Below are 26257 nucleotides of genomic sequence, written 5' to 3' on the forward strand. Positions count from 1 at the left end.
GACCGCAGCCCGGTTGACCGCAGCCCGGTTGACCGCAGCCCGGTTGACCGCAGCCCGGTTGACCGCAGCCCGGTTGACCGCAGCCCGGTTGACCGGCGCGTGTCTGAGCGCGGCTCGTCGGACCCGCGTTCGGCTGGGCACCGCTCGTGCGCCCCCGGCTCACCGGACCTGGCCCCGCCGAACCGAACCCCGGCAAACCAGGGCTCGCTCCACCAGGGCGTGACCAACCATGGCTCGTCGTACCAGGCGTGGCCAAACCGAGCGTTGCCGGGCCAGGGGTCGTCGGACCGGGCCTTGCCGGGACAAGGCTCGGCTGACCTCGGCTCGGGCGACTGGCACTGGCGCAGGCCGGTCGACGAGTCGCTGCGCGATGCCTACCTGGCCAGGCTGGGCTGGGCGGCACCACCGCCTCCGACCGTGGAGACGTTGGCCGCCCTGCACCGGGCGCAGGTCGAGCGGGTGCCGTACGAGGTGGTGTGGATCGCCCTAGGCGAGACGCGCACCATTGAGCCGCTTGACTCGATGGCGCACCTCGCCTCGGGCCGTGGCGGCTACTGCTACCACCTCAACGGCGCACTCGGCTGCCTGCTGGACTGGCTCGGCTTCGACGTCCGGTGGCGGGCAGGCGGCGTGCAGGGGCGGGCCGAACCCGTCCCCGCAGGCGCGACCGGGAGCCACCTGGCCCTGGAGGTCCACGGCCTGCCCACGGCCGAGTGCCCCGACGGCCGATGGTTCGTCGACACGGGGTTGGGTGACGCCCTCTACGAGCCGCTGCCCCTGGTGCGGGGCACGTTCACGCAGACACCGTCCACCTTCGCGCTGCGACCGTCGGAGGTCGTCTCCGGCGGGTGGCGCTTCGACCACGACCCGCGTGGTTCGTTTCTTGGCATGGACTTCACTCCCTTCGATGCCACCGTGGCACATCTCGAGGAGCGGCATCGGGAGTTATCCACAGGCCCGGAATCAGGGTTCGTGCGGGTCGTCACCCTGTCCATCCGCACGGCGACGGACATCAGCACGCTGCGCGGACTGGTGCTCGAACACCTCGACTCAGGCGGTAAGAGCAAGACCGAGATCGGCGCCAAGGCCGACTACTTCGCCCTCTTGGCCGACGTGTTCGCCCTCCCGCTGCCCGAGGTGGACGAAGCCCGCCGCGCCGCGCTGTGGGACCGCCTCAGGGCCGACCACGACCGCTTTCTGGCGGCGCCCCAGCCCACCGACGCGGGGACGCCGCAGGCACAACCTCAGTAGTAGTACGGGAACCCCGACCAGTCCGGGTCGCGCTTCTCCAGGAAGGCGTCGCGGCCCTCGACGGCCTCGTCGGTCATGTACGCGAGCCGCGTGGTCTCGCCTGCGAAGATCTGCTGGCCGACCAGGCCGTCGTCGATGGCGTTGAACGCGTACTTGAGCATCCGCTGGGCCGTCGGCGACTTGCCGTTGATCTCCCTGGCCCACTGCAGCGCGGTCGCCTCCAGTTCGGCGTGCGGCACCGCCGCGTTGACCGCGCCCATGCGGACCATGTCGTCGGCGGTGTAGGTCCGGCCGAGGAAGAAGATCTCGCGGGCGTACTTCTGCCCGACCTGCCGGGCCAGGTAGGCCGAGCCGAAACCGCCGTCGAAGCTGCCGACGTCGGCGTCGGTCTGCTTGAACCGGGCGTGCTCCGCGCTGGCCAGGGTGAGGTCGCAGGTCACGTGCAGGCTGTGCCCGCCGCCTGCCGCCCAGCCGGGGACGACGGCGATGACGACCTTCGGCATGAACCGGATCAGCCGCTGGCACTCCAGGATGTGCAGGCGGCCCGCGCGGGCCGGGTCGACCGTCTCGGCTGTCTCACCGGAGGCGTACTGGTAGCCGGTGCGGCCGCGGATCCGCTGGTCGCCGCCGGAGCAGAACGCCCAGCCGCCGTCCTTGGCCGACGGGCCGTTGCCGGTGAGCAGGACACAGCCCACGTCCGAGCTCATCCTGGCGTGGTCCAGGGCGCGGTACAGCTCGTCGACCGTGTGCGGGCGGAACGCGTTGCGCACCTCCGGCCGGTCGAACGCGATGCGCACAGCCCCGGTGTCCACGGCGCGGTGGTAGGTGATGTCGGTGAAGTCGAACCCGTCGATCTCGCGCCACTGCGCCGGGTCGAACAGCTCGGAAACCTCGCGATCAGCCACGTCGGGGAGCATGCCGGCGAGGCTGTGGACAGTCGTTCGCGGGGTTCGGGGTCGGCGTGTAAAGCTAAGTCCGTGCACGACCTGGATTCGGCCTTGGAGGTCATTCGCGCGCGGGACGACACCGCGGCGAAGCACGCGCACGCCCTGTGGCATGTGATGCGCTCGACGGCCGCCCATCCGACCAAGGTCACCCGCTACGACGTGCAGCAGATGGTGTGGAGCACGCTCCCGCAGGCGCACGCCAGCCCGGCGGGCGAGGGCGCGTTCGACGACCTGCACGAGACCTGCGAGTCCTTCGCCGAGCTGCTCGACCTGCTCGGCCACACCGCCTACGCCCGGCTCTGCCGCGCGCGGACCACGCACGAGATCCTCGACGCCGCGGGCGACGAGCGGCGGCACCGGGAACTGGTCGCGGCGGCGTGGCGCGCGTCCGGGGTCCTGCCGCCGGACACCCCGATCCTGACGTGGTCCGACCGCGGAGGGCCGGTCGAGTCCGCGCTGCACGCCGCCGCGGGCAGGCTGTTGGAGGAGGCCGTCGAAGCCGGGACGCTGCCCGCGGACGGCAGCGGCGAGGAACTGCGGGTCGGCCTGGTGATGCGGCTGCTGACCAGCCCCGAGGCCGACGGCGACGACACCTGGTTCGTCAAGCTCCTCGACGAGCGTCTCGACGCCTGGACCCGTGGCCAGGGCAGCCAGACCCGGCGCGAGCTGATGGTGCGGCTGCGCCCCGAGGTGCGGCGCGCGCCGGAAAGCGACGGCGCCGAGCTGCCCGCGCTGACTTTCCTGCTGTCCGAGTGCCGGGGCGCCGGGGCGCGGCTGACCGGCAGCGGGTATCTGCCCACCGCGCTGGTCACGGCGCTGGCGGAGCTGATGCCCACCTGCCGCGAGCTGGTCATCCTGGGCCGCAGTGAGTCGCAGTGGCCGCCGGTCAAGCTTCTCCGCGAGATGGCCACCGACTTCGGCCTCACCGTCCGCAACGGCACCCGGCTCCAGCTGACCAGCCGAGGCGCCGCCCTGGTGGACGACCAGGACACGCTGCTGATGACCGTCGGCGAACGGCTGATGTCGCTGGACCGCACGGCGCTGGGCGTCATCGAGGAGGTCGTGCTGGCGGCGCTGCTGCTGGAGGACCGGATGGCGCCGAGCCGGATCTTCGAGAAGGTGGCCTACGTCCTGGCCGAGGAGGGCTGGTCCAGCACCGACGGCACCGACTACGGCCCGACCCACGCCGCCGAGGTGGGCGGCTGGTTCCTGCGCCGCCTGCGCGTCCTCGACGCCTTGGACGCGGACTGGACCGCCCGCCGCGTCGGCCTCACCCCGGCGGGCCGGTCGATCGCCCGGTGGGGGCTGCGCGCCCGCGTCCTGTTCCGCCACCGCGCCGACGACTCGTCTCCCCGGCCGTTCGCACCGTGACCGGCTTACTCCCGCGCTGCCCCGAGGGTCGCCTTCGGGCCAGGAACTCGCCCACGCCCCGAAGCCTTCTCGCGCGCGCGTCAACGGTTGGACAGCGCTCCGGGCCGGTCAGGGCGTGCCGTCGGGGTCGAGTGTGGGAAGAGCCTGGTCGGACGGTAGGCCCTCGCCGTGTGCTGGGTCACTCATTGCCGGTCCGCGAGAGTGGGCAGTCCTGTCGGGGCGCGCGAGCGCGGGCCCGGGAAGTGGGAGCGCTGTGAACCCGTCCACCGCGATGGCCACCGTGGTGGTCGACGAGCTGGTCCGCAACGACGTGCGGCACGTGGTCCTGTGCCCTGGGTCGCGGGACGCGCCGCTGGCGTTCGCGCTGCACGCAGCGGCGGGGGCGGGGCGGGTGGAGCTGCACGTCCGGATCGATGAGCGGTCGGCGGGGTTTTTCGCGCTGGGGCTGGGGCGGGCCTCGGGGCGGCCCGCGGCGGTGGTGTGCACCTCCGGCACCGCGGTGGCGAACCTGCACCCGAGTGTCCTGGAGGCGCACCACTCGGGGGTCGGGCTGCTGCTGATCACCGCCGACCGGCCGCCGGAGCTGCATGGGACGGGGGCGAACCAGACCATCGACCAGCGCAACATCTTCGGCAGCGCCGCGGTCGCGGTGGACTTCCCGGTGGCCGAGCGGCGGGCGGGGTTGAACCCGGTGTGGCGCGGCCTGGTCTGCCGGGGGGTCGCCCGCGCGGAGACGGGGCGGCCGGTGCAGCTCAACATTCCTTTCCGGGAGCCGTTAGTGCCGACGTTCGCCGATCAGTGGCCGGACACGCTCGACGGTAGGCCTAACGGTTTGCGTTGGACGACGTCCTCGGCCGCTCGGTCAGTGCCGGGCAACCGGGTCGACTTTCCGCTGCCCGCGCGGACGCTCATGGTCGTCGGCAGCGGCGACGCCGGGCGCGCGGCGTCGGCGGCGGGGGTGGCGGCGAAGGCGGGGTGGCCGGTGATCGCCGAGCCGGTGGGCGCGGCGTCGGCCATCGCGGGCGGGGCGCCGGTGCTGCGCTGCGGGCCGCTGCTGCTCGGCGGCGGGTCGCTGCCCGACCGGCTCCGGCCGGACGCCGTGGTCGTCGTGGGTCGTCCGACGCTCTCGCGGGGGGTGCGCGGCCTGATGGACCGGGTGCCGGTCTACGGCATCGGCGACCACCCGCAGTGGACCGACCCGCAGTACGTCGCCACCCACGTGCGCGGCTGGCTCGACCAGGACGACCTCGCCCATGTCGAAGGCCACGACCCGGGCTGGCTCGCGCGGTGGCACGACGCGGAGGACGCCGCGGTGGGCGCGGTGGAGGGCCTGCTCGCCCGCGAGCCGTGGCCGACCGGTCTGCACGTGGCCCGCGAGCTGCTGGCGGCGCTGCCGCCGCACGCCACGCTGTTCCTCGGCTCGTCCAACCCGGTCCGCGACGTCGACCTGGTCGCCGCGCACCGCGCCGACGTCGCGATCCACGCCAACCGGGGCGTCGCGGGCATCGACGGCAACCTGTCGACCGCCGCGGGCGTCGCGGTCGGCGGCGTGGCGCCCACGTACGCGCTGATGGGCGACCTGACGTTCCTGCACGACGCGAACGCCATGCTCATCGGCCCGCGGGAGCGGCGGCCGGACCTCACCGCGGTCGTGCTCAACGACGACGGCGGCGGCATCTTCTCGCTGCTGGAGCAGGGCGCCGCCGAGCACAAGGCAGGGTTCGAGCGGGTGTTCGGCACCCCGCACGGCGTCGACCTCGGCGCCCTCTGCGCCGCCTACCGCGTCCCGCACACCCGCGCGGACTCGGCCAGCGAACTGCGCGCGGCTCTCGCCCCGGCCCCCGGCCTGCGGGTGGTGGAGGTCCGCGCCGACCGGGCAGGCCTGCGCGACCTGCACGCCCGGCTGCGCGGCGCGGTCGCCGACGCCGTGCGCTGACCGAAGCCGCCCGATCACGTGTGGTGACCCGGATAGGCTCCCGGTGTGGACGAGCACAGGCTTGGCCGCTCGGAGCGGGCGCGCAGCGTGACGGCCCTCGTGGCGATCGCGGTGGCCGCCGTGCTGACGGCGCTGGGAGTGCTGCTCGTCGTGGCCGCGTTCACCGAGGACACCGCCATCGAGCAGCACACCGGCCGCGCTGACGCCGACGTGGTGAGCGTGGCGTTCAACCGGACCCTGGTCCGCTTCCAGACCCCCGACGGCGCCGAGCACGTGCCGTCGGTCGGCGTGCTGTACCCGGAGGCGCTGGCGGAGGGGCAGGTCGTGCGGGTCGAGTACGACCAGCGCGACCCGGACCTGGTGCGGGTCGCCGGGCGGGGGGCGGCGCTCACGATCCTGCCGGTGAGCACGACCCTGCTTGCCGTCTGGGCCGTTGTCGTCGGGCTCGTCTACGCGCTGCGCAGGCGCGGCCCGCTGCACCTGCGCCGCTGGCGGCCACGCAGGCCGCGGGTGTGACACTTCCCGGCGAAATCGGCGTTCAGGTGTAACATCGGGTCGTGGACCTGGAACGCGAGTTTGAACGCGTTGTCGCCGCCGACCACCGGATCGAGCCGCGCGACTGGATGCCCGAGGGCTACCGCAAGACGCTGGTCCGCCAGATCGCGCAGCACGCGCACTCCGAGATCATCGGGATGCAGCCGGAGGGCGACTGGATCAGCCGCGCCCCGTCGCTGCGGCGCAAGGCGATCCTGTTGGCCAAGGTGCAGGACGAGGCGGGCCACGGCCTCTACCTCTACGCCGCCGCCGAGACGCTCGGCGCGGACCGCGACGACCTCACCGCCCGGCTGGTCGAGGGCCGCCAGAAGTACTCCTCGATCTTCAACTACCCCACGCTGACCTTCGCCGACGTCGGCGTCATCGGCTGGCTGGTCGACGGAGCCGCCATCTGCAACCAGGTCCCGCTCTGCCGCACCTCCTACGGCCCGTACGCGCGCGCGATGATCCGGATCTGCAAGGAGGAGTCGTTCCACCAGCGGCAGGGCTACGAGCTGCTGATGACCATGATGCGCGGCACCCGGGCGCAGCGGGACATGGTGCGGGACGCGGTCGACCGGTGGTGGTGGCCCGCGCTGATGATGTTCGGCCCGCCCGACGAGGAGTCGGCCAACACCGAGCGGTCCCTGGCGTGGCGGATCAAGCGGCACACCAACGACGAGCTGCGGCAGCGGTTCGTGGACATGTCCGTGCCGCAGGCCGAGAAGCTGGGCGTGACCCTGCCCGACCCGAAGCTCGCCTGGAACGCCGAGCGCGGCCACTACGACTTCGGCGAGATCGACTGGGCCGAGTTCTGGCGGGTCGTCAAGGGCGACGGGCCATGTAACGCGCAGCGCGTCGCGCACCGCCGCGAGGCGCACGAGGACGGCGCGTGGGTGCGGGAGGCGGCGGCCGCGTACGCGGCGATGCGGGAGCGGGCGGCATGAGCGGCTCTTCTTGGCCCCTGTACGAGGTTTTCGTGCGCGGCAAGCGCGGCCTCAACCATGTGCACGTCGGCTCGCTGCACGCCCCCGACGACGAGATGGCGCTGCGCAACGCGCGCGACCTCTACACCCGGCGCAACGAGGGCGTGAGCATCTGGGTGGTCCGGGCGTCGGCGATCACCGCGTCGAGCCCGGACGAGAAGGACCCGTTCTTCGCCCCCAGCGGCGACAAGGTGTACCGGCACCCCACGTTCTACGACATCCCCGAGGACGTGCCGCACCTATGAGCAACCCTTACGACGGCCTGGCTGACGCGGGCGAGGAAAAGCACTGGGCGTTCGGCACCGGGTTCACCGCCGCACTGTCCGATGTGGACCGAGTGGTTCCGTCCTCTGTGGACCGTGACGACCTGGTCGCCTACTGCCTCATGCTCGGCGACGACGCGCTGGTCTACTCCCAGCGCCTCGCCGAGTGGTGCTCGCGCGCGCCCGAGCTCGAAGAAGACGTCGCCTTGGCCAACATCGCACTCGACCTGCTCGGCCAGGCGCGCCTGCTGCTGACCCGCGCGGGCGAGGTCGAGGGCGCGGGCCGCGACGAGGACGCGCTGGCGTACCTGCGCGACGAACGCGGGTTCCGCAACGTGCGCCTGGTCGAGATCGACTGCGGCCCAGGCGAAGGCGGCGACTTCGCCGCCACGATCGCGCGGCTGCTGGTCTTCTCGGCCTGGCGGCTCGCGTTGTTCCAGCGGCTCACCGAATCCGTCGACCCGGTGCTGGCCGCGGTCGCCGCGAAGGGCGTCAAGGAGCTGGCCTACCACCGTGATCACGCCGCCCAGTGGACGCTGCGGCTCGCGGGCGGCACCGCGTACTCCCGCGAGCGCGTGATCGCCGGGCTGGCGCGGGTGTGGCCGTACGTGGACGAGCTGTTCACCCCGCACCCCGTCGAAACCCGGCTCGCCGCCGCGGTCGACCCGGCCACCCTTCGGTCCGAAGTAGACGGTGTGCTCGACACCGTGTTTGACGCGGCGGGCCTGGAACGGCCGGATGTCGAGCAAATCGCACCGGTCGCGGGGAAAGCGGGCCGCGACGGCGTGCACACCGAGGCCATGGGATACCTGCTCGCCGAGATGCAGCACGTGGCCCGGTCGATGCCGGGAGCGCTGTGGTGAGCGCGCGGCGGATCGCCGAGCAGGTGCTCGACCCCGAGCTGCCGGTGCTGACGCTGGCCGACCTCGGCATCCTGCGCGAGGTAAGCGAAGACGGCGGCAAGGTCACCGTCACGATCACGCCCACCTACTCCGGCTGCCCCGCGCTGGACGAGATGCGCGCCGACCTGCGGGCCCGCCTCGCCGCGGCGGGCTACACGGAAGTCGAGGTGCGCACCGTGCTGCACCCGGCGTGGACAACCGACTGGATCAGCGCCGAGGGCCTGCGCAAGCTCGCCGAGCACGCAATCGCGCCCCCGCACCGGGTCGGCCCGGTCCGGCTGAACCTGGAGCCGCCGCCCGCTCGGCGCGTGCCGTGCCCGCGCTGCGGCTCGCCCCGCACGACCGAGCTGTCCCGATTCGGCTCCACCGCGTGCAAGGCGCTGCGCCGCTGCGAGGACTGCCGGGAGCCGTTCGAGCAACTGAAGGAACACTGACGTGCCGCGCCCGGTGTTCCACCCGCTCCCGGTCGCCCGCGTCGACCGGCTCTGCGAGGACGCCGTCGCGGTCACCTTCGCGGTGCCGGAGGACCTGGCCGGGGAGTACGACTTCCGCGCCGGGCAGTACCTGACGCTGCGCCAGGACGTCGACGGCCGCGAGGAACGCCGCTCGTACTCGATCTGCGCGCCGGTCGGCGCCGCCCCGCGCATCGGCGTCCGGCGCGTCGAGGGCGGCCTGTTCTCCACCCGGATCGTCGACTCGCTCAAACCCGGTGACACGCTGGAAGTCCTTACCCCGCAGGGGAACTTCACCCCTGGCCGGGTGCCGGGGCGGCACCACTGCTTCATCGCCGCCGGTTCCGGGATCACGCCCGTGCTGTCCATCGCGGCAACGGTGCTGACCGAGCCCGACACCCGCGTCACCCTGCTCTACGGCAACCGCCGCTCGGACACCGTGATGTTCGCCGAGGAACTGGCCGACCTCAAGGACCGCCACCCGGCCCGCCTGCACCTGATCCACGTCCTCTCACGCGAGCCCAGCGAGGTCGACCTGTTCTCCGGCCGCCTCGACGCCGAACGCCTCGCCGCCCTGTTCGACCGCGTGGTGCCCGCGGCCGAGGTCGATCAGTGGTGGCTGTGCGGCCCGTTCGGCCTGATCCAGGACGCCAACGCCCTGCTGGCCGAACGGGGCGTTCCCCCGGAGAACGTGCACCGCGAGCTGTTCTACGTGGCCGAGCCGCCTCCCGAGCCCAAACGCCCAGACGACACCCTGGCCGACGGCCCCACCGCAGCCGTCACCATCCAACTCGACGGCCGCGCGACCACCCTGGCCCTCCCCTTCGACGCGCCCATCCTCGACGCCGCCCAGCGCGTCCGCGCCGACCTCCCCTTCGCCTGCAAGGGCGGCGTCTGCGGCACCTGCCGCGCCAAGGTCACCGCGGGCCGCGTCGCCATGCGCCGCAACTACGCCCTGGAACGCGACGAGGTCGCCGCCGGGTTCGTCCTCACCTGCCAGGGCCTCCCGGCCACGGACACGGTCACCATCGACTACGACGCCTGACGCCCATTTCGGGAGAATCGGGCTTCAAATATGCCTGCTTCAGTTGAAGAAATGGGCTTGAAATAGCCGTGTGCGGCGATGGGAACGAGCGCATCGGGGGAAGATGAAGTGGTGGCCTACCATTAGTATGTTCGCCGGAAACAATTCTCTGCTTTACCGTGAATCGGCGTCGAGGTTGCCGCTTGGCCGGGACGCGCGCTCCGGGTGGGCTAGCGGAAGGCGGCCGTGCTGATGGTGCCCGCGCGAGCGCATACGCCGCGGGCGGTAGAAACGCCAGCACGCCTGCGCGCCGAGGACAAGAGCAGATGTGTTTCACACTGTTTCATCCCGTTTCATGTTGTCCCCGTTTCGTTCCAATTCCCCGCCGCGGCTTGCGTGCCGGTCGCGGCGGGGCTTCCATGGCTTACGTGGTGACGCGCCATCGGGCCGCTGATCCACCGGAGCGACTAGGATAGTCAGAAGTGTGCCTTCTGGCGGATGCGGCGGCAAAGGGGGGAAGCATGGTTGCGCTCGTTGTGGCGTTGGCCGGCTGCGCCGTGCTCACCGCCCTCGCGGCCTTCCCGCCGGGCACGGCCAGCGGGCGACCGGCGCGCTCGTCCCCGTGGGCCAGGGCGAACCCGCGATCCCGGCGATGGCCTGCGCACCCGGCCCGGACGCGGATCGTCCGGCTGCCCGACGCGGGCCGCACTCGGGTCGGAGCGGCCTTGTCGCAGGTCGACGCGGGTGTCGCCGTTCCGGTGGCCGGTAGTTGGGCGCACCGAAGCCGTGGCCTGGTCGCCGTGGGCGGCGGACCGGCGCCGCGTGCCGAACTCGCCGCCGTGCCCCGTCCCGCAAGCTCGTTCGCCGCGTCGTTTATCCGGACTCGGGCCTTCGCCCGTCGGCGATGTGATCATGGTTAGTCACCGCGCAAGCCACAGGCCATTCGGTTGGCAGCGAGGCAGGCCGTGGCGCGCCTCCCGCGGTTCAGCGGATTCTTCTCATTCCCCTTAGTCTCCCGAGACTCTGCTCACTTTGCGCTGGGTGTGTGGTATCGGGATAAGGAAGGCTCCTCGTCTGGCAGCGGGGAGCCTTTCGCTATTTCAAGACCTGGAAGATATGGCGCAAAAATCGCTCGATATCATCGGGTCGATTCATTCTTGAGATATTCACGGGTGGGGTGAGTCGGTTTCGTATCTTGTCCATTGTGGACAGGTGAATCGAAGTTTCCAGATCGTTGTGTAGCGCGGAGGGTGTGCGCTCTGGCATTCTGGGCAGTGGCCGCGTTCCATGCCAGTGGGCGCGCCAGTGTTGGAAGGACAGTTGGAACCCTCGAAAGTCCACACACCCAGCGCAAATGGGTACGAGTGAGAGTGGGTGCGACCTTGGGTAACAGGCTCAAGGCATTCCTTGTCATCGTCGGGGCCATTGGTCCCGCGACCCAGCAGGCGGCACTGCTGTCCGGCTACACCCTCAACGAGTCGACAACGGCGGCGGCCGTCGCCTGCCTCGTCGCGGCCGAGGTCGCGGTTCGCCTCTTCGGCGGGCCGGGCGGCAGCACTCCGCCGTCCGACCCGCCGGCCGTGCGGGCTCAGCTGTAGGGCCAGTCAAGCCTCGTGGGGTCCCTTTGGGGCCCCACGAGGCGGACAGGGAGGACTCCGATGCCACACCCCAACCAGGACTTGGCCGCCGCGATCGCCGACTTCGCCTACCAGTTGCGCCGCGCCCGCCGCGACGCCGGTGACCTTCCGCTGCGTCAGCTGGTGCGCAGGATGGGCCACAGCACATCGTTCTCGACCCTGCACCGGGCGTTCGAGGGCAAGACGCTGCCGTCCTGGGCGGTCGCCGAGGCCCTGCTCGTCCAGGGCTGCCGACTGTCCGAGGACACCGTCCGCGGCGAGTGGCTGCCCCGCTGGGTCGCCGTCAAAGACCTGATCGATCCCCTTGAACCCCCGGCAGGCGGCCGGGCCGACGCCAGCGTGGTCGCGCCACCCAGCGCCTGCCCGGACTGCGGTCTCCTGGTCGCCGACCCGGACACCCATCGGGAGTTCCACGCCAAGCACATCCCGGTGCCAGGCCAGCGGCAGGCAGGCGCCGCGGACAAGCGCAAGAGGCGGCGGCTGAGGCTGGCCTGACGCGACCGGCGAAGGGGCAGGCCCATCACTTTCGGTGATGGGCCTGCCCCTTTTCGCATGTTCTGTCGTCCTGCGTCCCGCTTGGTGTGTGGGAAAGTTGATGTGTGGGGAAGCGCGAGATGGACGACGAGCAGCGCGAGCGGATGGATGACCTCAAGCGGTTGACCTGGCGGGGAGTGCTGACCGGTGGGACGTTCCTGGTGTTCGCGATCGTCGCGGGGGTGTTCCTGCTCGACGACTGGACGGCGTTCCTGTTCTGGGGCTCGCTGACTCTCGTGTTGACCATCGTCGTGTTCGTCTCGCAGTGGCGCTATATCCGTCGCGGACCGTTCCCCCGGCTGCCCGGACGTCGGCCTGCGGCGCGGGCGGTGCGCGGATGAGTTTCCGGCTGGCGGCATATGCCGTGTGCATCGAGGACGGGCGTGTGCTGCTCGCCCGTTGTGTCTCGCCGACGGGAGACACGAACTGGACTCTTCCGGGCGGCAAGGTCGAGCAGGCCGAGGATCCGTTCGACGCGGTGGTCCGGGAGGTCGCCGAGGAGACGGGCTGCGAGGCGGTGGTCGAACGCCTGTTGGGCGTGGACTCAAGGGTGATTCCCGCCGCCGAGGCGCGGTCGGGGATGGAGCACCAGAACGTCGGCGTCTTTTACCAGGTCCGGATTACTGGTGGCGTCTTGCGGCCAGAGCAGAACGGCGAGACCGCTGAGTCGGTCTGGACGTCGATATCGGATGTCGCCGGTCTGTGCCGATCGTCGCTCGTCGACGTCGGTCTTGCCCTGGCGCGGACGCTTCCGGCGACCGGCCACGTCTCTCCCGTGACGGTCGGCGGCCTGATTCGGCATTGACGGCCTTCCGGGAAACGGCAGCGGGTCATCACTGTGGAGAAGACGCTCGGTGACAGCAGTGCTGGCAGGCCGGAGTGGGTTGGTGAGGGCACGGTGGTAGTCCCGGCGCTCGTGAGGAAGTCGTGGCCGGGTGCCTGGTGGCGTTCGTGGACCGGGTGATGTCGGCCAGTTGACGGGTTCGGCGGCGATGTCCAGGTAGGACGACGGCGCTGGTTCTGGCCGGACCATTCGATCGCGCCGCCGCTGCGTTCGTATGGGTAGCAGGCGAGCGCTACCAGTGTGCCGGGCTGGTGCTGGTGCAGGCGCAGTGTCTGTTCGAGGGCCGTCGAGGACCGCGGCCTGCGCGCCCCCAGGGACAAGATCCAGCTCAGGCACGGGGGCATTCTGCCGGTAGTCAACCTGACCACCGACTATGCCGGACTCCGCCATCTTTGCCCGGACAGGGCACCAGGAGGCCCGGTCGCCGAGGTTTCTGAGTTTACCCGTTGGTAACCCTTGACCCCACTGAAACAAAGACGTACAAAGATGAAACCACAGTGAAACGAAGGGAACCTCAAGCCATGTACGCGGCGGAACGTCAGCAGCTCATCGCCGAGCGGGCCCGGGAGGCGGGGCGGGTCGAGGTCGCCGTGTTGGCAGAGGACCTGGGGGTCACCACCGAGACCGTGCGCAGGGACCTCGACGCCCTGGAGAAGCGGGGGGTGCTGCGGCGGGTGCACGGGGGCGCGATTCCCATCGAGCGGCTGCGGTTCGAGCCGGAGTTGGCCGCCCGCGACGCTGAGGCGACCGCCGAGAAGCAGCGGATCGCGAAAGCCGCGCTGGCCGAGTTGCCCGCGGAGGGTGTGATCCTGCTGGACGCGGGCACCACCACCGCGCGGCTGGCCGATCTGCTCCCCGCTGACCGCGACCTCACCGTGGTCACCAACGCCCTCCCGATCGCCACCACGCTCGCCACCCGCGGGGTCAACGTCCTCGTGCTGGGCGGGCGGGTGCGCGGCAAGACCCTCGCCGGGGTCGACGCCTGGGCCCTGGACACCCTGCGCGACCTCTACGTCGACGTGGCGTTCCTCGGCGCCAACGGGCTGAGCGGGCGCGGCCTGAGCACCCCGGACCAGGCCGAGGCCGCCGTCAAGCGGGCCATGGTCGCCGCGGGCCGCCGGGTGGTGGCGCTGGTCGACTCGTCCAAAGCCGGCACCGAGTGCTTCGCCCGCTTCGCCACGCTTGAGCAGGTCGACACCATCGTCACCGACGACGGTCTCGACGCGGACGAAGCCGCCGAGTTCGAGGCGGCCGGGCCGACGGTGGTGCGGGCATGATCGTCACCGTCACCGCCAACCCGAGCGTCGACCGGACCGTCGAGATCGACGGCCTGCGCCGCGGCGCCGTCCTGCGCGCCCGCTCCGCGCTGCTCGACGCGGGCGGCAAGGGGGTCAACGTGGCCCGCGCGCTCGCCGCCAACGGGCACCGGGCCACCGCCGTCCTGCCGACCGGCGGCGCGGAAGGGCTGCAGCTCACCGCGCTGCTGGCCGCCGCGGGCATCACCGTGGTGGAGGTGCCGATCGCCGGGGCGGTGCGGTCCAACATCACCATCGCCGAGGCGGACGGCACCACGACCAAGCTCAACGAGCCCGGCCCCCGGCTCAGCGCTGGTGAGTCCGCCCGCCTCGCCGCGGCCACCCTCGACGCGGCGGAAGGCGCCGACTGGGTGGTGCTCTGCGGCAGCCTCCCGCCCGGGGTCCCGGTCGACTTCTACGCCGAACTGACCACCCGCCTGCGCGCGAAAGGCGTGCGGGTCGCCGTCGACAGCAGCGGCGCCGCGCTGCGCGCCGCCCTGCCCGCCCGCCCCGACCTGATCAAACCCAACCGCGAGGAACTGGCCGACCTGACCGGCCGCGCCGTCCGCACCCTCGGCGACGTCCTCGCCGCCGCCCGCCAGGTCCTCGACGGCGGCGTCCCCGCCGTGGTCGCCAGCGTCGGCGCCGAGGGCGCGCTGCTGCTCACCGCCGAGGGCGCCTGGCACGCCCACGGCGCCGTCGCCGAGACCCGCAGCACCGTCGGCGCGGGCGACGCCCTGCTCGCGGGCTTCCTCGCCGCGGGCCGCGTCGGCCCGGACGCGCTGGCCGCCGCCGTCGCCTGGGGCGCCGCCGCCGCGAGCCTGCCCGGCAGCCGGATGCCCACGCCGACCGAACTCGACCGCGCCGCCGTGCGCTGCTCGCCCGCCTTCGACCCCGCCACCGCCCTCAGTGACAGCTGACTGAAACCCACGGAGATGCCAATGCCGCTCATCACCGAAGACCTCGTTCTGCTGGACCTGGCCGCGAAAGACCGCGCCGAGGTCACCCGCGCGCTCGCCGAACGGCTCGCCGCCGCAGGCCGGGTCACCGACGTCGAGGCGTTCCTCGCCGACGTCACCGCCCGGGAGGCGCAGATGCCCACCGGGCTCGAAGGCGGCATCGGCATCCCGCACGCCCGCTCGGCCGCCGTCGCCGAGCCGTCGCTGGCCTTCGCCCGCAGCGCCGACGGTGTCGACTGGGGCGCGCCGGACGGGCCCGCGCGGCTGATCTTCCTGATCGCCGCGCCGGACGGGGCGGGCGGCGAGCACATGAAGATCCTCGCCGCGCTCGCCCGCAGGCTCGTCCACCAGTCCTTCAAGGACGCTCTCGCCACCGCGGCCGACGCCGCCGCGGTCGTCAAGCTTGTCACCGAGGAAGTGATCGACCGATGAAGCTCGTAGCCGTCACCTCGTGCCCGACCGGGATCGCGCACACCTACATGGCCGCGGAAGCCCTGGAGCAGGCCGCCGAAGCCGCGGGCCACGAGTTACTCGTGGAAACCCAGGGGTCCGCGGGCATGGACCCGTTGTCGCCGCAGGACATCGCCGCCGCCCGCGCGGTGATCTTCGCCGCGGACGTCGAGGTCCGCGACCGCGACCGGTTCGCGGGCAAGCCCTTGGTGCAGGCGGGGGTCAAGCAGGCCATCAACAACCCGGCCGAACTGATCGCGCAAGCCGTGGACCGGGCCGACACGGACGCGGCGCCCGCACCGGTCCTGGTGTCCAAAGTGGACGAAAGCGCCGGTGTCGGAACGCGGCTGCGGCAGTGGCTGATGACCGGGGTGAGCTACATGATCCCGTTCGTCGCCGCGGGCGGGCTGCTGATCGCGCTGGCGTTCCTGTTCGGCGGCGCCGAAGTCGCCTCGAAGGTCAACGGCGGCACATTCGGCGGCGTCACCTACGCAGGCGTGACCGACCTGTCGCAGCTGCTGGCCACCGCGGGCGTGCCGGGGGTGCTGTTCAAGATCGGCGCGGTCGCGTTCTCCATGCTGGTCCCGATCCTGGCCGGGTTCATCGCCTTCGGCATCGCCGACCGGCCCGGCCTGGTGCCCGGCGTCGTCGGCGGCCTGCTCGCCACCGCGACCGGCGCGGGCTTCCTCGGCGGCCTGCTCGCGGGCCTGCTCGCCGGTGGCGTCGCCTACGCGCTGACCCGGGTCAGCCTGCCGCGCGCGCTGCAGGCCGTGATGCCCGTGGTGATCATCCCGCTGGTCTCCACCGCGGTGGTCGGCGTGATCATGCTGCTGGTCATCGGCTCCCCGGTCGCCGCCGTGCAGACCGGTTTGACGAACTGGCTCACCGGCATGACCGGCGCGGGCGCGGTCGGCCTCGGGCTGCTGCTGGGCGCGATGATGGCCTTCGACATGGGCGGCCCGGTCAACAAGGTCGCCTACACCTTCGCCGTCGGCACCCTGGCTTCCGGCACGCCGTCCGCGGCGATGGCGGCGGTGATGGCAGCGGGCATGGTCCCGCCGCTGGGCCTCGCGCTCGCGACCGCCTTGCGGCGCAGGCTGTTCACCGACGCCGAACGCAAGGCGGGGGAGGCGGGCTGGCTGCTCGGCGCGTCGTTCATCACCGAGGGCGCCATCCCGTTCGCCGCGGCCGACCCGCTGCGGGTCATCCCGTCGATCATGCTCGGCAGCGCCGCCACCGGCGGCCTGACCATGGCCGTCGGCGCGACGTCCCTGGCCCCGCACGGCGGAATCTGGGTCGTCGGCCTGATCGGCAAGCCGCTGCTGGTGCTGCTCGCCATCGCCGTCGGCATGGTGATCGCCGCCGTCAGCGTGCTGGCCGCCAAGTCCATCGGCCGCACCGAGAACCCGACCGACCCCGTCCCCACGACGGCCACCCCGGCCGCCGCCTAGCCCCACCAGAGAGGCACCAGCCATGTCCGAGCGCCGAGTGAAGATCGCGTCCGCGGTGGGCCTGCACGCGCGGCCAGCGGGACTGTTCGTGCGGGCCGCGGCCGAGCAACCGGTCCCGGTGACCATCGCCAAGGACGGCCGCGACCCGGTGGACGCCCGCAGCATCCTGTCCGTGCTCGGCCTCGACGCCCGCGGCGGCGACGAGGTCGTGCTGGCCGCCGAGGGCGAGGGCGCCGAAGCCGCTCTGGCCGAACTGGCGGCCCTGCTGGAAGTGGACCACGACGCATGAGCGAATCACGGACACAGTGCGCGGGCCCGCGAACGCACGAGACCAGGGCGGTGACGGCATGAGCACCCCCGGACACAGGGTCCACCGCGGCATCGGCGTCAGCCCCGGCGTGGCGACCGGCCCGGCCGCCCGCCTGGGGCAGCCGCCCCGCCTCCCCACCACCGTCCCACCCGTCGGCGAAAACGACCGCGACCGCGCCCGCACCGCCTTGGCGGAAACCGCGGCCGAACTGGAGCGGCGCGCGAAACTGGCGGGCCCGGAAGCCGCCGAGGTGCTGACCGCCGCCGCCATGATGGCCCGCGACCCAGCCCTCGCCGGGAACGTCCGAGACCTGGTCGACGCGGGCGTGCCCGCGGCGTGGGCCGTCGACCGCGCCATCGCCGGATACCGCGAGCTACTCGCCAACGCAGGGCCCTACATGGCCGAACGCGTCGCCGATTTGGACGACATCCGCGACCGTGCGGTGGCCTACCTGCTCGGCCTCCCCATGCCCGGCCTCCCCGCCCCCGGCCACCCGTACGTGCTGGTCGCCGAGGACCTGGCCCCCGCCGACACGGCGCTGCTGGACCCGGCCGTCGTCTTGGCCGTCGTCACCGAACGCGGCGGCCCCACCAGCCACACCGCCATCCTGGCCAAGTCCCTGGGCATTCCCGCCGTGGTCGCGTGCCCCGTCGCCTGCTCCTTTGTGGACGGACAGCCCTTGGTGGTGGATGGCAGCAACGGCACGGTAGTCACCGACCCAACCCAGTCGGAGGTGGACGACGTGGCCGCCCGCCGCACCGCCCGGGCAGCCCGCGCGACCCAACGCGGTCCCGGCCGCACCGCCGACGGCCATCCCATAGCCCTCCTGGCCAACGTCGGCGGCCCGGCCGACGCGGAAGCCGCGGCGGCCCTCGACCTCGAAGGCGTGGGCCTGTTCCGCACTGAGTTCTTGTTCCTGGACCGAGCCGAAGCCCCCACCATCGAAGAACAACGCCGCGTCTACCGCCGAGTCCTGGAACCCTTGCACGGCAGGAAAGTAGTAGTCCGCACCCTGGACGCGGGCGCGGACAAGCCCGTCCCCTACGCCTGCCCCGACCCAGAGGACAACCCGGCCCTCGGCGTCCGCGGCCTCCGCACCGCATGGCGCCGCCCGGACCTCCTCCGCGACCAACTGGAGGCCCTGGCCCTAGCCGCCGCGGACGCGGGCGCCACCCCCTGGGTGATGGCCCCCATGGTCGCCACCGCCGCCGAAGCCGCCGACTTCGCCACCACCGCAAGGCGGCACGGCATCGCCAAGGTGGGCGTGATGATCGAAATCCCCGCCGCCGCCCTCCGCGCGGCGGCCATACTGTCCGAAGTGGACTTCGTCAGCCTGGGCACAAACGACCTGGCCCAATACACCTTCGCCGCAGACCGCCAACTAGGCGCCCTGGCCCCACTGCTGGACCCGTGGCAACCCGCCCTGCTGGACCTGATCGCCTTCACCGCCCGAGCAGGCCAAGCCACCGCCAAACCCATCGGCGTCTGCGGAGAAGCAGCCAGCGACCCCCTACTGGCCCTCGTCCTGACAGGCCTAGGCATCGACTCCCTGTCCATGGCCCCCGTAAGCGTCCCAGACGTCCGCACAGCCCTGGCCACCCACACAATCGACGACTGCCGAGAAATAGCGGCCGCAGTCCTCCGAGCCGACACAGCGGCGGAAGCCCGAGCCACCGCAACCCACCTGGCCCACACCCCATGACAAGCAAAGAGAAGGAGAAGGAAAAAGAAAAGAAATAAGTCCGTTGTGGAACCTGCCCCAGTGCAAGCTGAACCTACGTCCACCCCATCGAGCCAACCCCGCACAGTCAGGCGAAGAAGTCGCGCAACACAGGCGCAAGCACACCGACATCCACATTATGCGTCTGCCCGGGCAACCCAACCGCCGAAGCATCCGGCAACGCGTCAGCAACCGCCCGCGCAGCGGCACGCATCGACGCGGGACTAGCCGCCCCATCAACCACCAGCACCGGCGCCGAAACCCCACTCAAGTCCGGCACGGCCCCAGTCCCCACAATCGCCGCCTCATACGGCAGTGTGTGCGCCAATCCCACCAAATGCCCCCACCCCAACCCATCCCGAATCGCGGCGATCACCTCAGGTGACATATCCAGCGCGGCCAGAAACGCCTCAACCGCCTCTTCCCGCCGCCCCTCAGCGATCCGCGCCCTCTGCTCAGCCGCAAACCCGGCAGGCACAGAAGCCGTAGCACTGAACGGCGGCTCATACACCGCGATCCGCGTCATCGAAACGCCGTGTGCCGCTGCCCTGAGGCTCAAAATCCCCCCAGAGGACATCCCGAACACAGAAGCCGAACCAGCGGCAGCGATCACCGCGGCCAAGTCCTCGATCTCACGCTCCACCGCATACGGCGGAGTGTCCCCGCTCCCACCCCGCCCCCGCCGGTCGTAGATATGCACCGAAAACCCCGAAGCGAGCAGCCCAGCCAGCGGCCGGGCCGAATCACGATCGCTGAACGCACCGCCGACCAGCACCAGCGCGGGCCCCGAGCCCAAGCACTCGTAAGCGATCACCGTGCCATCGGACGAGCGAGTGTTCCCCATGACGCCTCCGTCGAATCCGGGCAAAAGAACAGCATCCCGAATCCGGCGCCGCCGCGGGGTCAGGTCGCCGTTTCTTGCCACCATCCGAGTACCTGCTCAGCCACGCCCGGCGCCGCGACCAGCAGGCCGTCCACCGGCAGCGGCGCGTCCTCGCCCCGTCTGTCCAGCACCGCCGCCCCCGACTCCAGGGCCAGCGCGACCGCCCCGGCGACGTCCCACTCGTGGTAGCTGTGCAGCACAGCCGCCGCGGCGTGGCCCAGCGCGACCTGGGCGACCGCCAGCGCGGCCGACCCCAGGACCCGCACGCCCGCCTGCGCGGCCGCGGCCCGCTCGATGAAGCCGCCCATTCCCGGCCAGGGGCCGTTGCGCGCCAGTTCGGTGCACACGATCGCGCCCGCCGTCGTCGTGCGGTCGGTGAGCGACATCCGCACGCCGTTGGCCCGCGCGCCCCGGTCGCGGGCGGCCGCGTAGATCTGGCCCCGGAACGGGTCGGCCACCACGCCGACAACCGGGCCCTCGGTGTCGACCAGCGCGAGGCTGTAGGCGCACCAGGGGACCCCGGCGACGTAGTTGGCCGAGCCGTCCACCGGGTCCACCACCCAGCGGTACTCCGACTCGTCGGAGCCGACGTCGGCGCCGAACTCCTCGCCGACGACCGGGATGCCGGGGAACTCGGCGGTCAGCACGCGGCGCGTGTGCCGCTCCAGGGTTCGGTCGGTGTCGGTGACCCAGTCGAAAGGGGAGTCGGTGACCCCCGGCCTCGCCCCGCGCCCCGCGGTCGCGGTGATCACATCGGTCGCGTCGTTGGCCAGGCGGCCCGCGACCTCCAGGGCCCGGGACAGCAGTCCAGGCTCCACCGGCTTTCGGGAACGGGAGGACAAGAGCGTCATGCCAACCTAGAGTGACCACACCGTGTGGCCGTTGCGCGACACCGAGGTGACTTCCGGTGACACGTAAAGCCAAGGTTGGTCACTCCGGCGGTACCCACCCGGGAGTTCCGGTGTCGTTCGCCGCCTTGTCACGCGGCGGTCCACCGGAGGGCAGGACTGGGGTGCGACGGTCCTGGTGTGCGCGTCGCGATCGTCACCGAGAGCTTCCTGCCGCAGGTGAACGGCGTCACCAACTCCGTCCTGCGGGTGCTCGAACACCTCAACCAGCGCGGGCACCAGGCGATGGTCATCGCCCCCGGTGCCGGGCCCGACCGCTACCTCGACGCGGAAGTCCGCCGCGTGCGGGCGGTCGACGTGCCCGTGATCACGTCCCTGCCCATCGGCGTGCCGACGCCGAAGATCCTCACCGACCTCGCCGAGTTCGACCCGGACGTGGTGCACCTGGCCTCGCCCTTCGTGCTCGGCGCTGGCGGGCTGTGGGCGGCCAGACGCCTCGGCGTGCCGACGGTCGCGGTGTACCAGACCGACGTGGCCGGGTTCGCCGCCGCGTACGGGCTCAGCCGCGGCTCCCGCGCGGCGTGGCGGTGGATCCGCCGCCTGCACGCGAACGCCGACCGGACCCTGGCCCCGTCGACGGCGGCGGTGCGCGACCTGACCGAGCGCGGCATCCCCCGGGTGCACCGCTGGGGCCGGGGCGTGGACACCCGCCGGTTCGCCCCCGAGCACGTCGACCGGGACCTGCGCGCCCGGCTCGCGCCCAACGGCGAACTGCTCGTCGGCTACGTCGGCCGCCTGGCCCCGGAGAAACGCGTCGGGCACTTGGCCGCGCTCAACGACCTGCCCGGGGTGCGGGTGGTCGTCGTCGGCGACGGCCCGGACGCGGACCCGCTGCGCGCGCGGCTGCCCGGTGCGGCGTTCCTCGGCTTCCGCGGCGGCGCGGACCTGGCCGCGGCCTACGCGAGCCTCGACGTGTTCGTGCACACCGGCCCGCACGAGACGTTCTGCCAGGCCGTGCAGGAGGCCATGGCGTCCGGGGTGCCGGTGATCGCGCCGGACGCGGGCGGACCGCGCGACCTCGTCGACCACGGCCGCACCGGGTTCCTGCTCGACCCGGACCAGTTCGCCGCGCGGCTTCGCCCGACGGTCGACCGGCTCACCGACGCGCTGCTGCGCCGCAGGATGGGCGCGGCCGGGCGCGCGGACGTGCTCAGCCGCACCTGGGGCGCGGTGTGCGAGGAACTGCTCGGCCACTACCACGAGGTCACCGTGGGAAGAAGGTCGAAGGCGGCCTGAGCCATGCGCATCGTGCAGCTCGCCAACTTCTACGGACCACGGTCGGGGGGACTGCGCACCGCGCTGCACCACCTGGGCGCGGGCTATGTCGCCTGCGGCCACGAGGTCACCCTGGTCGTGCCGGGGCGCGGGTCCGACGACGAGATGCTGCCCAGCGGGGTGCGGCGGATCACGCTGCCCGCGCCGCGCATCCCCGGCACCGGCGGCTACCGCGCGGTCGACCCGCTGCGCGTCGCGGCGCTGCTGCCGAAGCTGGCGCCCGACCGACTTGAGGTCTCCGACCGGCTCACCCTGCGCGGCATGGGCCGGTGGGCGCGCGCGCACGGCGTGCCCAGCGTCGTCATCTCCCACGAGCGCCTCGACCGGCTGCTGGAGCAGTTCCTGCTGCCCGCCGCGCTGGCCCGGCGCGCGGCCGACGCGGCGAACCGGCGGATGGCCGCGAACTACGACACGGTCGTGTGCACCACCGGGTTCGCGGGCGCCGAGTTCGACCGGATCGGCGCGACCAACGTCAGCCGCGTCCCGCTGGGCGTCGACCTGACCACGTTCACTCCCGCCCGGCACGACGGCGCGCTGCGCGCTGAGCTGGCCGAGGGCGCGGACATGCTGCTGGTCCACTGCGGCCGGTTGTCCCCGGAGAAACACGTCGAACGCAGCGTCGACGCCCTCGCCGCGCTGCGCGCCGCTGGCAACCGGGCGCGGCTGGTCGTCGCAGGGGACGGCCCGCGGATGGCCGCGCTGCGCCGCCGCGCCGCGGGCCTGCCGGTGACGTTCCTCGGGTACGTCGCCGACCGCGCCGACGTGGCCCGGCTGCTGGCCACCGCGGACGTGTCGCTGGCCCCCGGCCCGCACGAGACGTTCGGCCTGGCCGCCCTGGAGGCCCTGGCGTCGGGCACCCCCGTGGTGGTGTCCGCGTCGTCGGCGCTGCGCGAGATCGTCCGCCCAGACTGCGGCCTGGCCGTCCCCGACGACGCGCCCGCGTTCGCCGGGGCCGTCGAGGGCCTGCTCTCGCTGCCCGAGCGCGACCGCAGGGCGGCGGCGCGGGCCCGCGCGGAGGAGTTCGACTGGCCGACGTCGGTGCGCGGAATGCTGACCGCGCTGAGCCTGTCCTGAGCCCTCTGGGCGCACGTCTTACGCTTCGGCCATGGCGCGTGCAGGCTTGGACAAGGATCCCCACGACATCGCCGAGATGTTCGACGAGGTCGCCAAGGGCTACGACCGCACCAACTCGGTCATGACCCTCGGCTTCGACCGCCGCTGGCGCGAGATGACCCGCCAGGTCCTCGACGCGTCCCCCGGCGAGAAGGTCCTCGACCTCGCCGCGGGCACCGCGGTGTCCACTGTGGAACACGCCCGCTCCGGTGCCTGGTGCGTGGCCGCCGACTTCTCCCTGGAAATGCTCAAGGGCGGCGCCCAACGCGGCGTCCCCCGCGTCGCGGCGGACGCCTTCCACCTCCCTTTCGCCACCGGCGCGTTCGACGCGGTCACCGTCGCCTTCGGCTTGCGGAACATGAACGACACCGTCGCCGCCCTGGCCGAGATGCGCCGCGTAGTCCGCCCAGGCGGGCGACTGGTCATCTGCGAGGTCTCCCAACCCCCACTGAAGCCGCTGCGCTGGCTCTACCACAACACGATCCTGCGCGGCCTCCCCCTGGCCACCCGCCCCTTCTCCTCCAACAGCGAGGCCTACAGCTACCTCGCCGAGTCCATGCGCGACTGGCACAACCAACGCACCGTCGCCGAACTGATAGCCCGAGCAGGCTGGCACGACGTCGAGTGGCTGAACCTCACCTTCGGCGTAGTCGCCCTACACCGAGCCACCAACCCCTGACCCACCAACCAGCCCACCCCATCGAGCCAACCAACACAGCCAATCCCGCAGAAGCCCACCCCACGCGACGGCAAACCCCACCCTCCCCGGGGGGCCGCCCCGCTCCAGTCTATCGCCGCAGGTCAGCGAGGGGAAGAGGCGCGCCGGGCCTGTGGATAACCGTGCCGGTCCTGTGGATAACACAGCGCAGAATGCAACTCAGCGCGGAACGGGATTCGGCGCGGAAGGGGACTCGGCGCAGTATGAGACGGGACGGAACTCAGCGCGGTATGAGACTCGGGCAGGACGAACCTCAGCGCAGAGCGAACGTCAGCCCGGAACAAGACTCAGCGCAAAATGGCTCGCCCCGTCTGCCACCGGTCGACCCGGCGCATCACCACCAAGATCGACACAGTCGCCACCACCGCCAGCCCTCCACTGAGAACGTTCGCGAAGAACACACTCTTAAACGCCCCTACCGAACTCTCATCAGCCAGCACATGCACCGCGAAGAGGTCAACGGTGTGCATGGCGACAAACGCCCCCCACCAGAGCCCCACAAGCCGCCCCGCGGGCGCGGTGGCCAGGTCCGCGGGCGCGTTCGGCCTGCTTGCCCGCCACACGTCGCCCAGCACCATCTGGGGCCACCACAGGTTGGCGACGGGCACGAACCAGGCGCCGACCGCCCAGCGGATCCGCAGCCGCTGCGGGGCCAGGCAGATCCGGGCGGCGTTGACCCTGGCCCGCCACAGCCACGCCAGGAACGCGATTCCCGAGAGCGTCACCCCGCCCAGCCAGGCCCAGGAGAGCAGTTCGGTCCGCGTGTGCGCTGCGGCCAGCTGCTCGGCTGTCGCGGTGGGCGTGACCGAGAGCACGTCCCGCACCAGCCAGTACGACCGCCACGACTGCCACGCAGCAAGGCAGGCTGCGAGTGTGGTGAGCAGGATCAACGCCGACGCCACGAATCGTGCCCCGCGCGCTGGTCGCGCTGCCGGTGGGGGCAGCGGCGCCAGAGGCGCCACGGTGAGCTCGGGGTCGGTCATCGTCAGCACGTCCTCCGCCTCGGCAGTCCCGGGAGGATCGCTGCGCGCACGGCCGCCGTTTCACCGCCCTCTAGACTTGGCGACAGCACGTGAAGACTTTCACAAGGAGCGTCATGAGCGCAGCGATCAGCCGCCGCCGGGCAGGCGAGGACGCCGACGTCATCGTGGTCGGCGCCGGACCGGCCGGTTCCACCGCGGCGACCTACCTCGCCAGGGCGGGCCTCGATGTGCTGCTGCTGGAAAAGGGAGCCTTCCCCCGTGAGAAGGTCTGCGGCGACGGGCTCACCCCGCGCGGCGTGAAACAGCTGATCGACCTGGGCATCGACACCCGCGAAGAAGCGGGCTGGCTGCACAACAAGGGCCTGCGCGTTGTCGGTGGCGGCATCACCATGGAACTGGACTGGCCCGACCTGGCCACCTTCCCGCCCTACGGCGTCGTCCGTCCCCGCCAGGACTTCGACGACATGCTGGCCCGCACCGCCACCCGCGCGGGCGCCCGCCTCCAGGAGAACACCACCGTCACCGGCGCCGTCACCGACGACCGCACCGGCCGCGTGGTCGGCGTGTCCGCGAAGACCGGCCCCGGCAAGACCCCCGTCTCTTACCGCGCCCCCTTGGTCCTGGCCTGCGACGGCGTCTCCGCCCGCCTGGCCCTCTCGGTCGGCCTCGACAAGATCGACACCCGGCCCATGGGCGTCGCCGTCCGCCGCTACTACGCCAGCCCCCGCAGCAAGGACGACTACCTGGAGTCCCACCTGGAACTGTGGGACCGCTCCGACCCGGCCAACCCGGTCCTGCTCCCCGGCTACGGCTGGATCTTCGGCATGGGCGACGGCACGGTCAACGTCGGCCTGGGCATCCTGTCGACGTCGAAGGCGTTCGGCAGCACCGACTACCGCCAGCTGCTGCGGTCGTGGCTCGACGGCACCCCGGAGGAATGGGGCTTCCGCGAGCACAACGCCACCAGCAAGATCGGCGGCGCGGCCCTGCCCATGGGCTTCAACCGCACCCCCCACTACCGCGACGGCCTCATGCTCATCGGCGACGCGGGCGGCCTGGTCAACCCGTTCAACGGCGAGGGCATCGGCTACGCCATGGAGTCGGCCCGGCTGGCGGCCGAGGTCGTCATCCAGGCCCTGGCCCGCGCGGAGGGCCCGGCGCGGGAGAAGGCCCTCAACGGCTACCCGGTGGCGCTGAAGCAGGCCCTGGGCAGCTACTACCGCCTGGGCAACATCTTCTCCCAGCTCATCGGCAACCCCACCGTGATGGCCCTGGCCACCAAGTACGGCCTCCCCCGCAAGACGCTGATGAAGCTGGTCCTCAAACTCCTCGCGGGCCTCTACGACCCCAAGGACGGCGACGCCTTCGACCGCGTCATCACCGCGGCCACCAAGGTCGCCCCCAGCCTCTGACCCGCTTCCCTTGTCAGTCTTGGGAGTCTGGTTGGGGTGATCCGGTGAATGGTGACTTGCCGTGCGCGCATGATCGCTAGGATTCCCACTCGCTGGTAT

At 72.0% G+C, this 26257-nt stretch carries 28 protein-coding genes; 24 read left to right on the forward strand and 4 right to left on the reverse strand.

Annotated elements, in window-relative coordinates:
- Nucleotides 1–13 precede the first annotated feature (13 nt).
- Both BLS56_RS33080 and BLS56_RS21420 read left to right on the forward strand, forming a co-directional pair.
- Nucleotides 14–223, forward strand: coding sequence for a pentapeptide repeat-containing protein (locus BLS56_RS33080; RefSeq protein ID WP_407640547.1), 210 nt, complete (start codon nt 14–16; stop codon nt 221–223).
- 71 nt (nt 224–294) lie between these two features.
- Nucleotides 295–1251 carry an arylamine N-acetyltransferase family protein gene (locus BLS56_RS21420; protein ID WP_228771820.1) on the forward strand — a complete coding sequence of 319 codons (957 nt, stop codon included), beginning with the start codon at nt 295–297 and terminating at the stop codon, nt 1249–1251.
- Here BLS56_RS21420 and BLS56_RS21425 read toward each other — a convergent pair.
- Nucleotides 1245–2156 carry a 1,4-dihydroxy-2-naphthoyl-CoA synthase gene (locus BLS56_RS21425; RefSeq protein WP_091454284.1) on the reverse strand — a complete coding sequence of 304 codons (912 nt, stop codon included), beginning with the start codon at nt 2154–2156 and terminating at the stop codon, nt 1245–1247. The genes BLS56_RS21420 and BLS56_RS21425 overlap by 7 nt on opposite strands.
- Before the next feature lie 72 nt (nt 2157–2228).
- Here BLS56_RS21425 and BLS56_RS21430 point away from each other — a divergent pair, with 72 nt between their 5' ends.
- From BLS56_RS21430 to ptsP, 18 genes are all read left to right on the forward strand, one after another.
- Complete coding sequence (locus BLS56_RS21430) at nt 2229–3569, forward strand: hypothetical protein (protein WP_091453864.1); 1341 nt, start codon at nt 2229–2231, stop codon at nt 3567–3569.
- Between the two features lie 253 nt (nt 3570–3822).
- Entirely contained in the window at nt 3823–5505 is a 1683-nt protein-coding gene (gene menD / locus BLS56_RS21435; protein ID WP_091453865.1) for a 2-succinyl-5-enolpyruvyl-6-hydroxy-3-cyclohexene-1-carboxylic-acid synthase, read from the forward strand.
- Between the two features lie 45 nt (nt 5506–5550).
- A complete protein-coding gene (locus tag BLS56_RS21440; protein WP_091453868.1) occupies nt 5551–6021 on the forward strand; it encodes a DUF3592 domain-containing protein in 471 nt (156 codons plus the stop codon).
- 41 nt (nt 6022–6062) lie between these two features.
- On the forward strand, nt 6063–6986 hold the full coding sequence (gene paaA, locus BLS56_RS21445) for a 1,2-phenylacetyl-CoA epoxidase subunit PaaA (RefSeq protein ID WP_091453871.1): 924 nt from the start codon (nt 6063–6065) through the stop codon (nt 6984–6986).
- Complete coding sequence (gene paaB, locus BLS56_RS21450) at nt 6983–7270, forward strand: 1,2-phenylacetyl-CoA epoxidase subunit PaaB (RefSeq protein ID WP_091453873.1); 288 nt, start codon at nt 6983–6985, stop codon at nt 7268–7270. The genes paaA and paaB overlap by 4 nt, the downstream gene beginning before the upstream one ends.
- The gene (paaC, locus tag BLS56_RS21455) at nt 7267–8151 is read left to right on the forward strand and encodes a 1,2-phenylacetyl-CoA epoxidase subunit PaaC (RefSeq protein WP_091453875.1); all 885 of its coding nucleotides are present in this window, start codon (nt 7267–7269) and stop codon (nt 8149–8151) included. The genes paaB and paaC overlap by 4 nt, the downstream gene beginning before the upstream one ends.
- Complete coding sequence (gene paaD / locus BLS56_RS21460; RefSeq protein ID WP_091453878.1) at nt 8145–8624, forward strand: 1,2-phenylacetyl-CoA epoxidase subunit PaaD; 480 nt, start codon at nt 8145–8147, stop codon at nt 8622–8624. Before paaC ends, paaD begins: the two co-directional genes overlap by 7 nt.
- Nucleotide 8625: 1 nt before the next feature.
- Nucleotides 8626–9687, forward strand: coding sequence for a 1,2-phenylacetyl-CoA epoxidase subunit PaaE (paaE, locus tag BLS56_RS21465; RefSeq protein ID WP_091453879.1), 1062 nt, complete (start codon nt 8626–8628; stop codon nt 9685–9687).
- A gap of 1361 nt (nt 9688–11048) precedes the next feature.
- Nucleotides 11049–11264, forward strand: a complete 216-nt coding sequence (locus BLS56_RS21470; RefSeq protein ID WP_139190885.1) for a hypothetical protein — start codon at nt 11049–11051, stop codon at nt 11262–11264.
- A gap of 60 nt (nt 11265–11324) precedes the next feature.
- On the forward strand, nt 11325–11798 hold the full coding sequence (locus BLS56_RS21475; protein ID WP_091453884.1) for a helix-turn-helix domain-containing protein: 474 nt from the start codon (nt 11325–11327) through the stop codon (nt 11796–11798).
- Nucleotides 11799–11902: 104 nt separating this feature from the next.
- Complete coding sequence (locus BLS56_RS21480) at nt 11903–12178, forward strand: hypothetical protein (protein ID WP_139190887.1); 276 nt, start codon at nt 11903–11905, stop codon at nt 12176–12178.
- Nucleotides 12175–12642 carry an NUDIX hydrolase gene (locus BLS56_RS21485; protein WP_091453888.1) on the forward strand — a complete coding sequence of 156 codons (468 nt, stop codon included), beginning with the start codon at nt 12175–12177 and terminating at the stop codon, nt 12640–12642. The genes BLS56_RS21480 and BLS56_RS21485 overlap by 4 nt, the downstream gene beginning before the upstream one ends.
- Nucleotides 12643–13202: 560 nt before the next feature.
- Nucleotides 13203–13958, forward strand: coding sequence for a DeoR/GlpR family DNA-binding transcription regulator (locus BLS56_RS21490; protein WP_091453889.1), 756 nt, complete (start codon nt 13203–13205; stop codon nt 13956–13958).
- A complete protein-coding gene (gene pfkB, locus BLS56_RS21495; protein ID WP_091453892.1) occupies nt 13955–14896 on the forward strand; it encodes a 1-phosphofructokinase in 942 nt (313 codons plus the stop codon). Before BLS56_RS21490 ends, pfkB begins: the two co-directional genes overlap by 4 nt.
- Nucleotides 14897–14911: 15 nt before the next feature.
- A complete protein-coding gene (locus BLS56_RS21500) occupies nt 14912–15367 on the forward strand; it encodes a fructose PTS transporter subunit IIA (protein ID WP_091453893.1) in 456 nt (151 codons plus the stop codon).
- Nucleotides 15364–16836: a PTS fructose transporter subunit IIC gene (locus BLS56_RS21505; protein ID WP_091453896.1), complete on the forward strand. Its 1473-nt coding sequence runs from the start codon at nt 15364–15366 to the stop codon at nt 16834–16836. Before BLS56_RS21500 ends, BLS56_RS21505 begins: the two co-directional genes overlap by 4 nt.
- 22 nt (nt 16837–16858) lie before the next feature.
- On the forward strand, nt 16859–17125 hold the full coding sequence (locus tag BLS56_RS21510; protein ID WP_091453898.1) for an HPr family phosphocarrier protein: 267 nt from the start codon (nt 16859–16861) through the stop codon (nt 17123–17125).
- 58 nt (nt 17126–17183) lie between these two features.
- Nucleotides 17184–18848 (forward strand): phosphoenolpyruvate--protein phosphotransferase, encoded by a 1665-nt coding sequence (ptsP, locus tag BLS56_RS21515; RefSeq protein WP_091453901.1) that lies wholly within the window; start codon nt 17184–17186, stop codon nt 18846–18848.
- Nucleotides 18849–18954: 106 nt separating this feature from the next.
- Here the strand turns inward: ptsP and BLS56_RS21520 are convergent, their stop codons facing one another.
- Nucleotides 18955–19680 (reverse strand): alpha/beta fold hydrolase, encoded by a 726-nt coding sequence (locus tag BLS56_RS21520; protein ID WP_228771821.1) that lies wholly within the window; start codon nt 19678–19680, stop codon nt 18955–18957.
- 89 nt (nt 19681–19769) lie between these two features.
- Complete coding sequence (locus BLS56_RS21525) at nt 19770–20600, reverse strand: inositol monophosphatase family protein (protein ID WP_091453905.1); 831 nt, start codon at nt 20598–20600, stop codon at nt 19770–19772.
- Between the two features lie 177 nt (nt 20601–20777).
- Between BLS56_RS21525 and BLS56_RS21530 the strand changes: the two genes are divergently transcribed.
- The 3 genes from BLS56_RS21530 to BLS56_RS21540 are packed head-to-tail and all read left to right on the forward strand — an operon-like array spanning nt 20778 to nt 23724.
- The gene (locus BLS56_RS21530) at nt 20778–21893 is read left to right on the forward strand and encodes a glycosyltransferase family 4 protein (protein WP_091453906.1); all 1116 of its coding nucleotides are present in this window, start codon (nt 20778–20780) and stop codon (nt 21891–21893) included.
- Nucleotides 21894–21896: 3 nt separating this feature from the next.
- Nucleotides 21897–23006 carry a glycosyltransferase gene (locus BLS56_RS21535; RefSeq protein ID WP_091453909.1) on the forward strand — a complete coding sequence of 370 codons (1110 nt, stop codon included), beginning with the start codon at nt 21897–21899 and terminating at the stop codon, nt 23004–23006.
- Nucleotides 23007–23037: 31 nt separating this feature from the next.
- Complete coding sequence (locus BLS56_RS21540) at nt 23038–23724, forward strand: demethylmenaquinone methyltransferase (protein WP_091453912.1); 687 nt, start codon at nt 23038–23040, stop codon at nt 23722–23724.
- 326 nt (nt 23725–24050) lie between these two features.
- On the opposite strand, the gene BLS56_RS21545 is transcribed toward BLS56_RS21540, so the two are convergent.
- On the reverse strand, nt 24051–24746 hold the full coding sequence (locus tag BLS56_RS21545; RefSeq protein WP_091453915.1) for a DUF4328 domain-containing protein: 696 nt from the start codon (nt 24744–24746) through the stop codon (nt 24051–24053).
- Between the two features lie 113 nt (nt 24747–24859).
- Here BLS56_RS21545 and BLS56_RS21550 point away from each other — a divergent pair, with 113 nt between their 5' ends.
- On the forward strand, nt 24860–26158 hold the full coding sequence (locus tag BLS56_RS21550; protein ID WP_091453917.1) for a geranylgeranyl reductase family protein: 1299 nt from the start codon (nt 24860–24862) through the stop codon (nt 26156–26158).
- The last annotated feature ends 99 nt before the right edge of the window (nt 26159–26257 follow it).

Source organism: Actinokineospora iranica (assembly GCF_900101685.1).
In the GTDB taxonomy this organism is placed as follows: domain Bacteria; phylum Actinomycetota; class Actinomycetes; order Mycobacteriales; family Pseudonocardiaceae; genus Actinokineospora; species Actinokineospora iranica.

Bases quoted from the DNA above. Each gene is read 5' to 3' on its own strand.
- BLS56_RS21475 (WP_091453884.1), top strand. From the start codon at position 11,325: ATGCCACACCCCAACCAGGACTTGGCCGCCGCGATCGCCGACTTCGCC.
- BLS56_RS21510 (WP_091453898.1), top strand. From the start codon at position 16,859: ATGTCCGAGCGCCGAGTGAAGATCGCGTCCGCGGTGGGCCTGCACGCG.
- BLS56_RS21540 (WP_091453912.1), top strand. From the start codon at position 23,038: ATGGCGCGTGCAGGCTTGGACAAGGATCCCCACGACATCGCCGAGATG.
- BLS56_RS21490 (WP_091453889.1), top strand. From the start codon at position 13,203: ATGTACGCGGCGGAACGTCAGCAGCTCATCGCCGAGCGGGCCCGGGAG.
- BLS56_RS21525 (WP_091453905.1), bottom strand. From the start codon at position 20,600: ATGACGCTCTTGTCCTCCCGTTCCCGAAAGCCGGTGGAGCCTGGACTG.
- BLS56_RS21535 (WP_091453909.1), top strand. From the start codon at position 21,897: ATGCGCATCGTGCAGCTCGCCAACTTCTACGGACCACGGTCGGGGGGA.
- pfkB (WP_091453892.1), top strand. From the start codon at position 13,955: ATGATCGTCACCGTCACCGCCAACCCGAGCGTCGACCGGACCGTCGAG.
- BLS56_RS21500 (WP_091453893.1), top strand. From the start codon at position 14,912: ATGCCAATGCCGCTCATCACCGAAGACCTCGTTCTGCTGGACCTGGCC.
- BLS56_RS21545 (WP_091453915.1), bottom strand. From the start codon at position 24,746: ATGACCGACCCCGAGCTCACCGTGGCGCCTCTGGCGCCGCTGCCCCCA.
- paaC (WP_091453875.1), top strand. From the start codon at position 7,267: ATGAGCAACCCTTACGACGGCCTGGCTGACGCGGGCGAGGAAAAGCAC.
- paaB (WP_091453873.1), top strand. From the start codon at position 6,983: ATGAGCGGCTCTTCTTGGCCCCTGTACGAGGTTTTCGTGCGCGGCAAG.
- BLS56_RS21485 (WP_091453888.1), top strand. From the start codon at position 12,175: ATGAGTTTCCGGCTGGCGGCATATGCCGTGTGCATCGAGGACGGGCGT.
- ptsP (WP_091453901.1), top strand. From the start codon at position 17,184: ATGAGCACCCCCGGACACAGGGTCCACCGCGGCATCGGCGTCAGCCCC.
- BLS56_RS21505 (WP_091453896.1), top strand. From the start codon at position 15,364: ATGAAGCTCGTAGCCGTCACCTCGTGCCCGACCGGGATCGCGCACACC.
- BLS56_RS21550 (WP_091453917.1), top strand. From the start codon at position 24,860: ATGAGCGCAGCGATCAGCCGCCGCCGGGCAGGCGAGGACGCCGACGTC.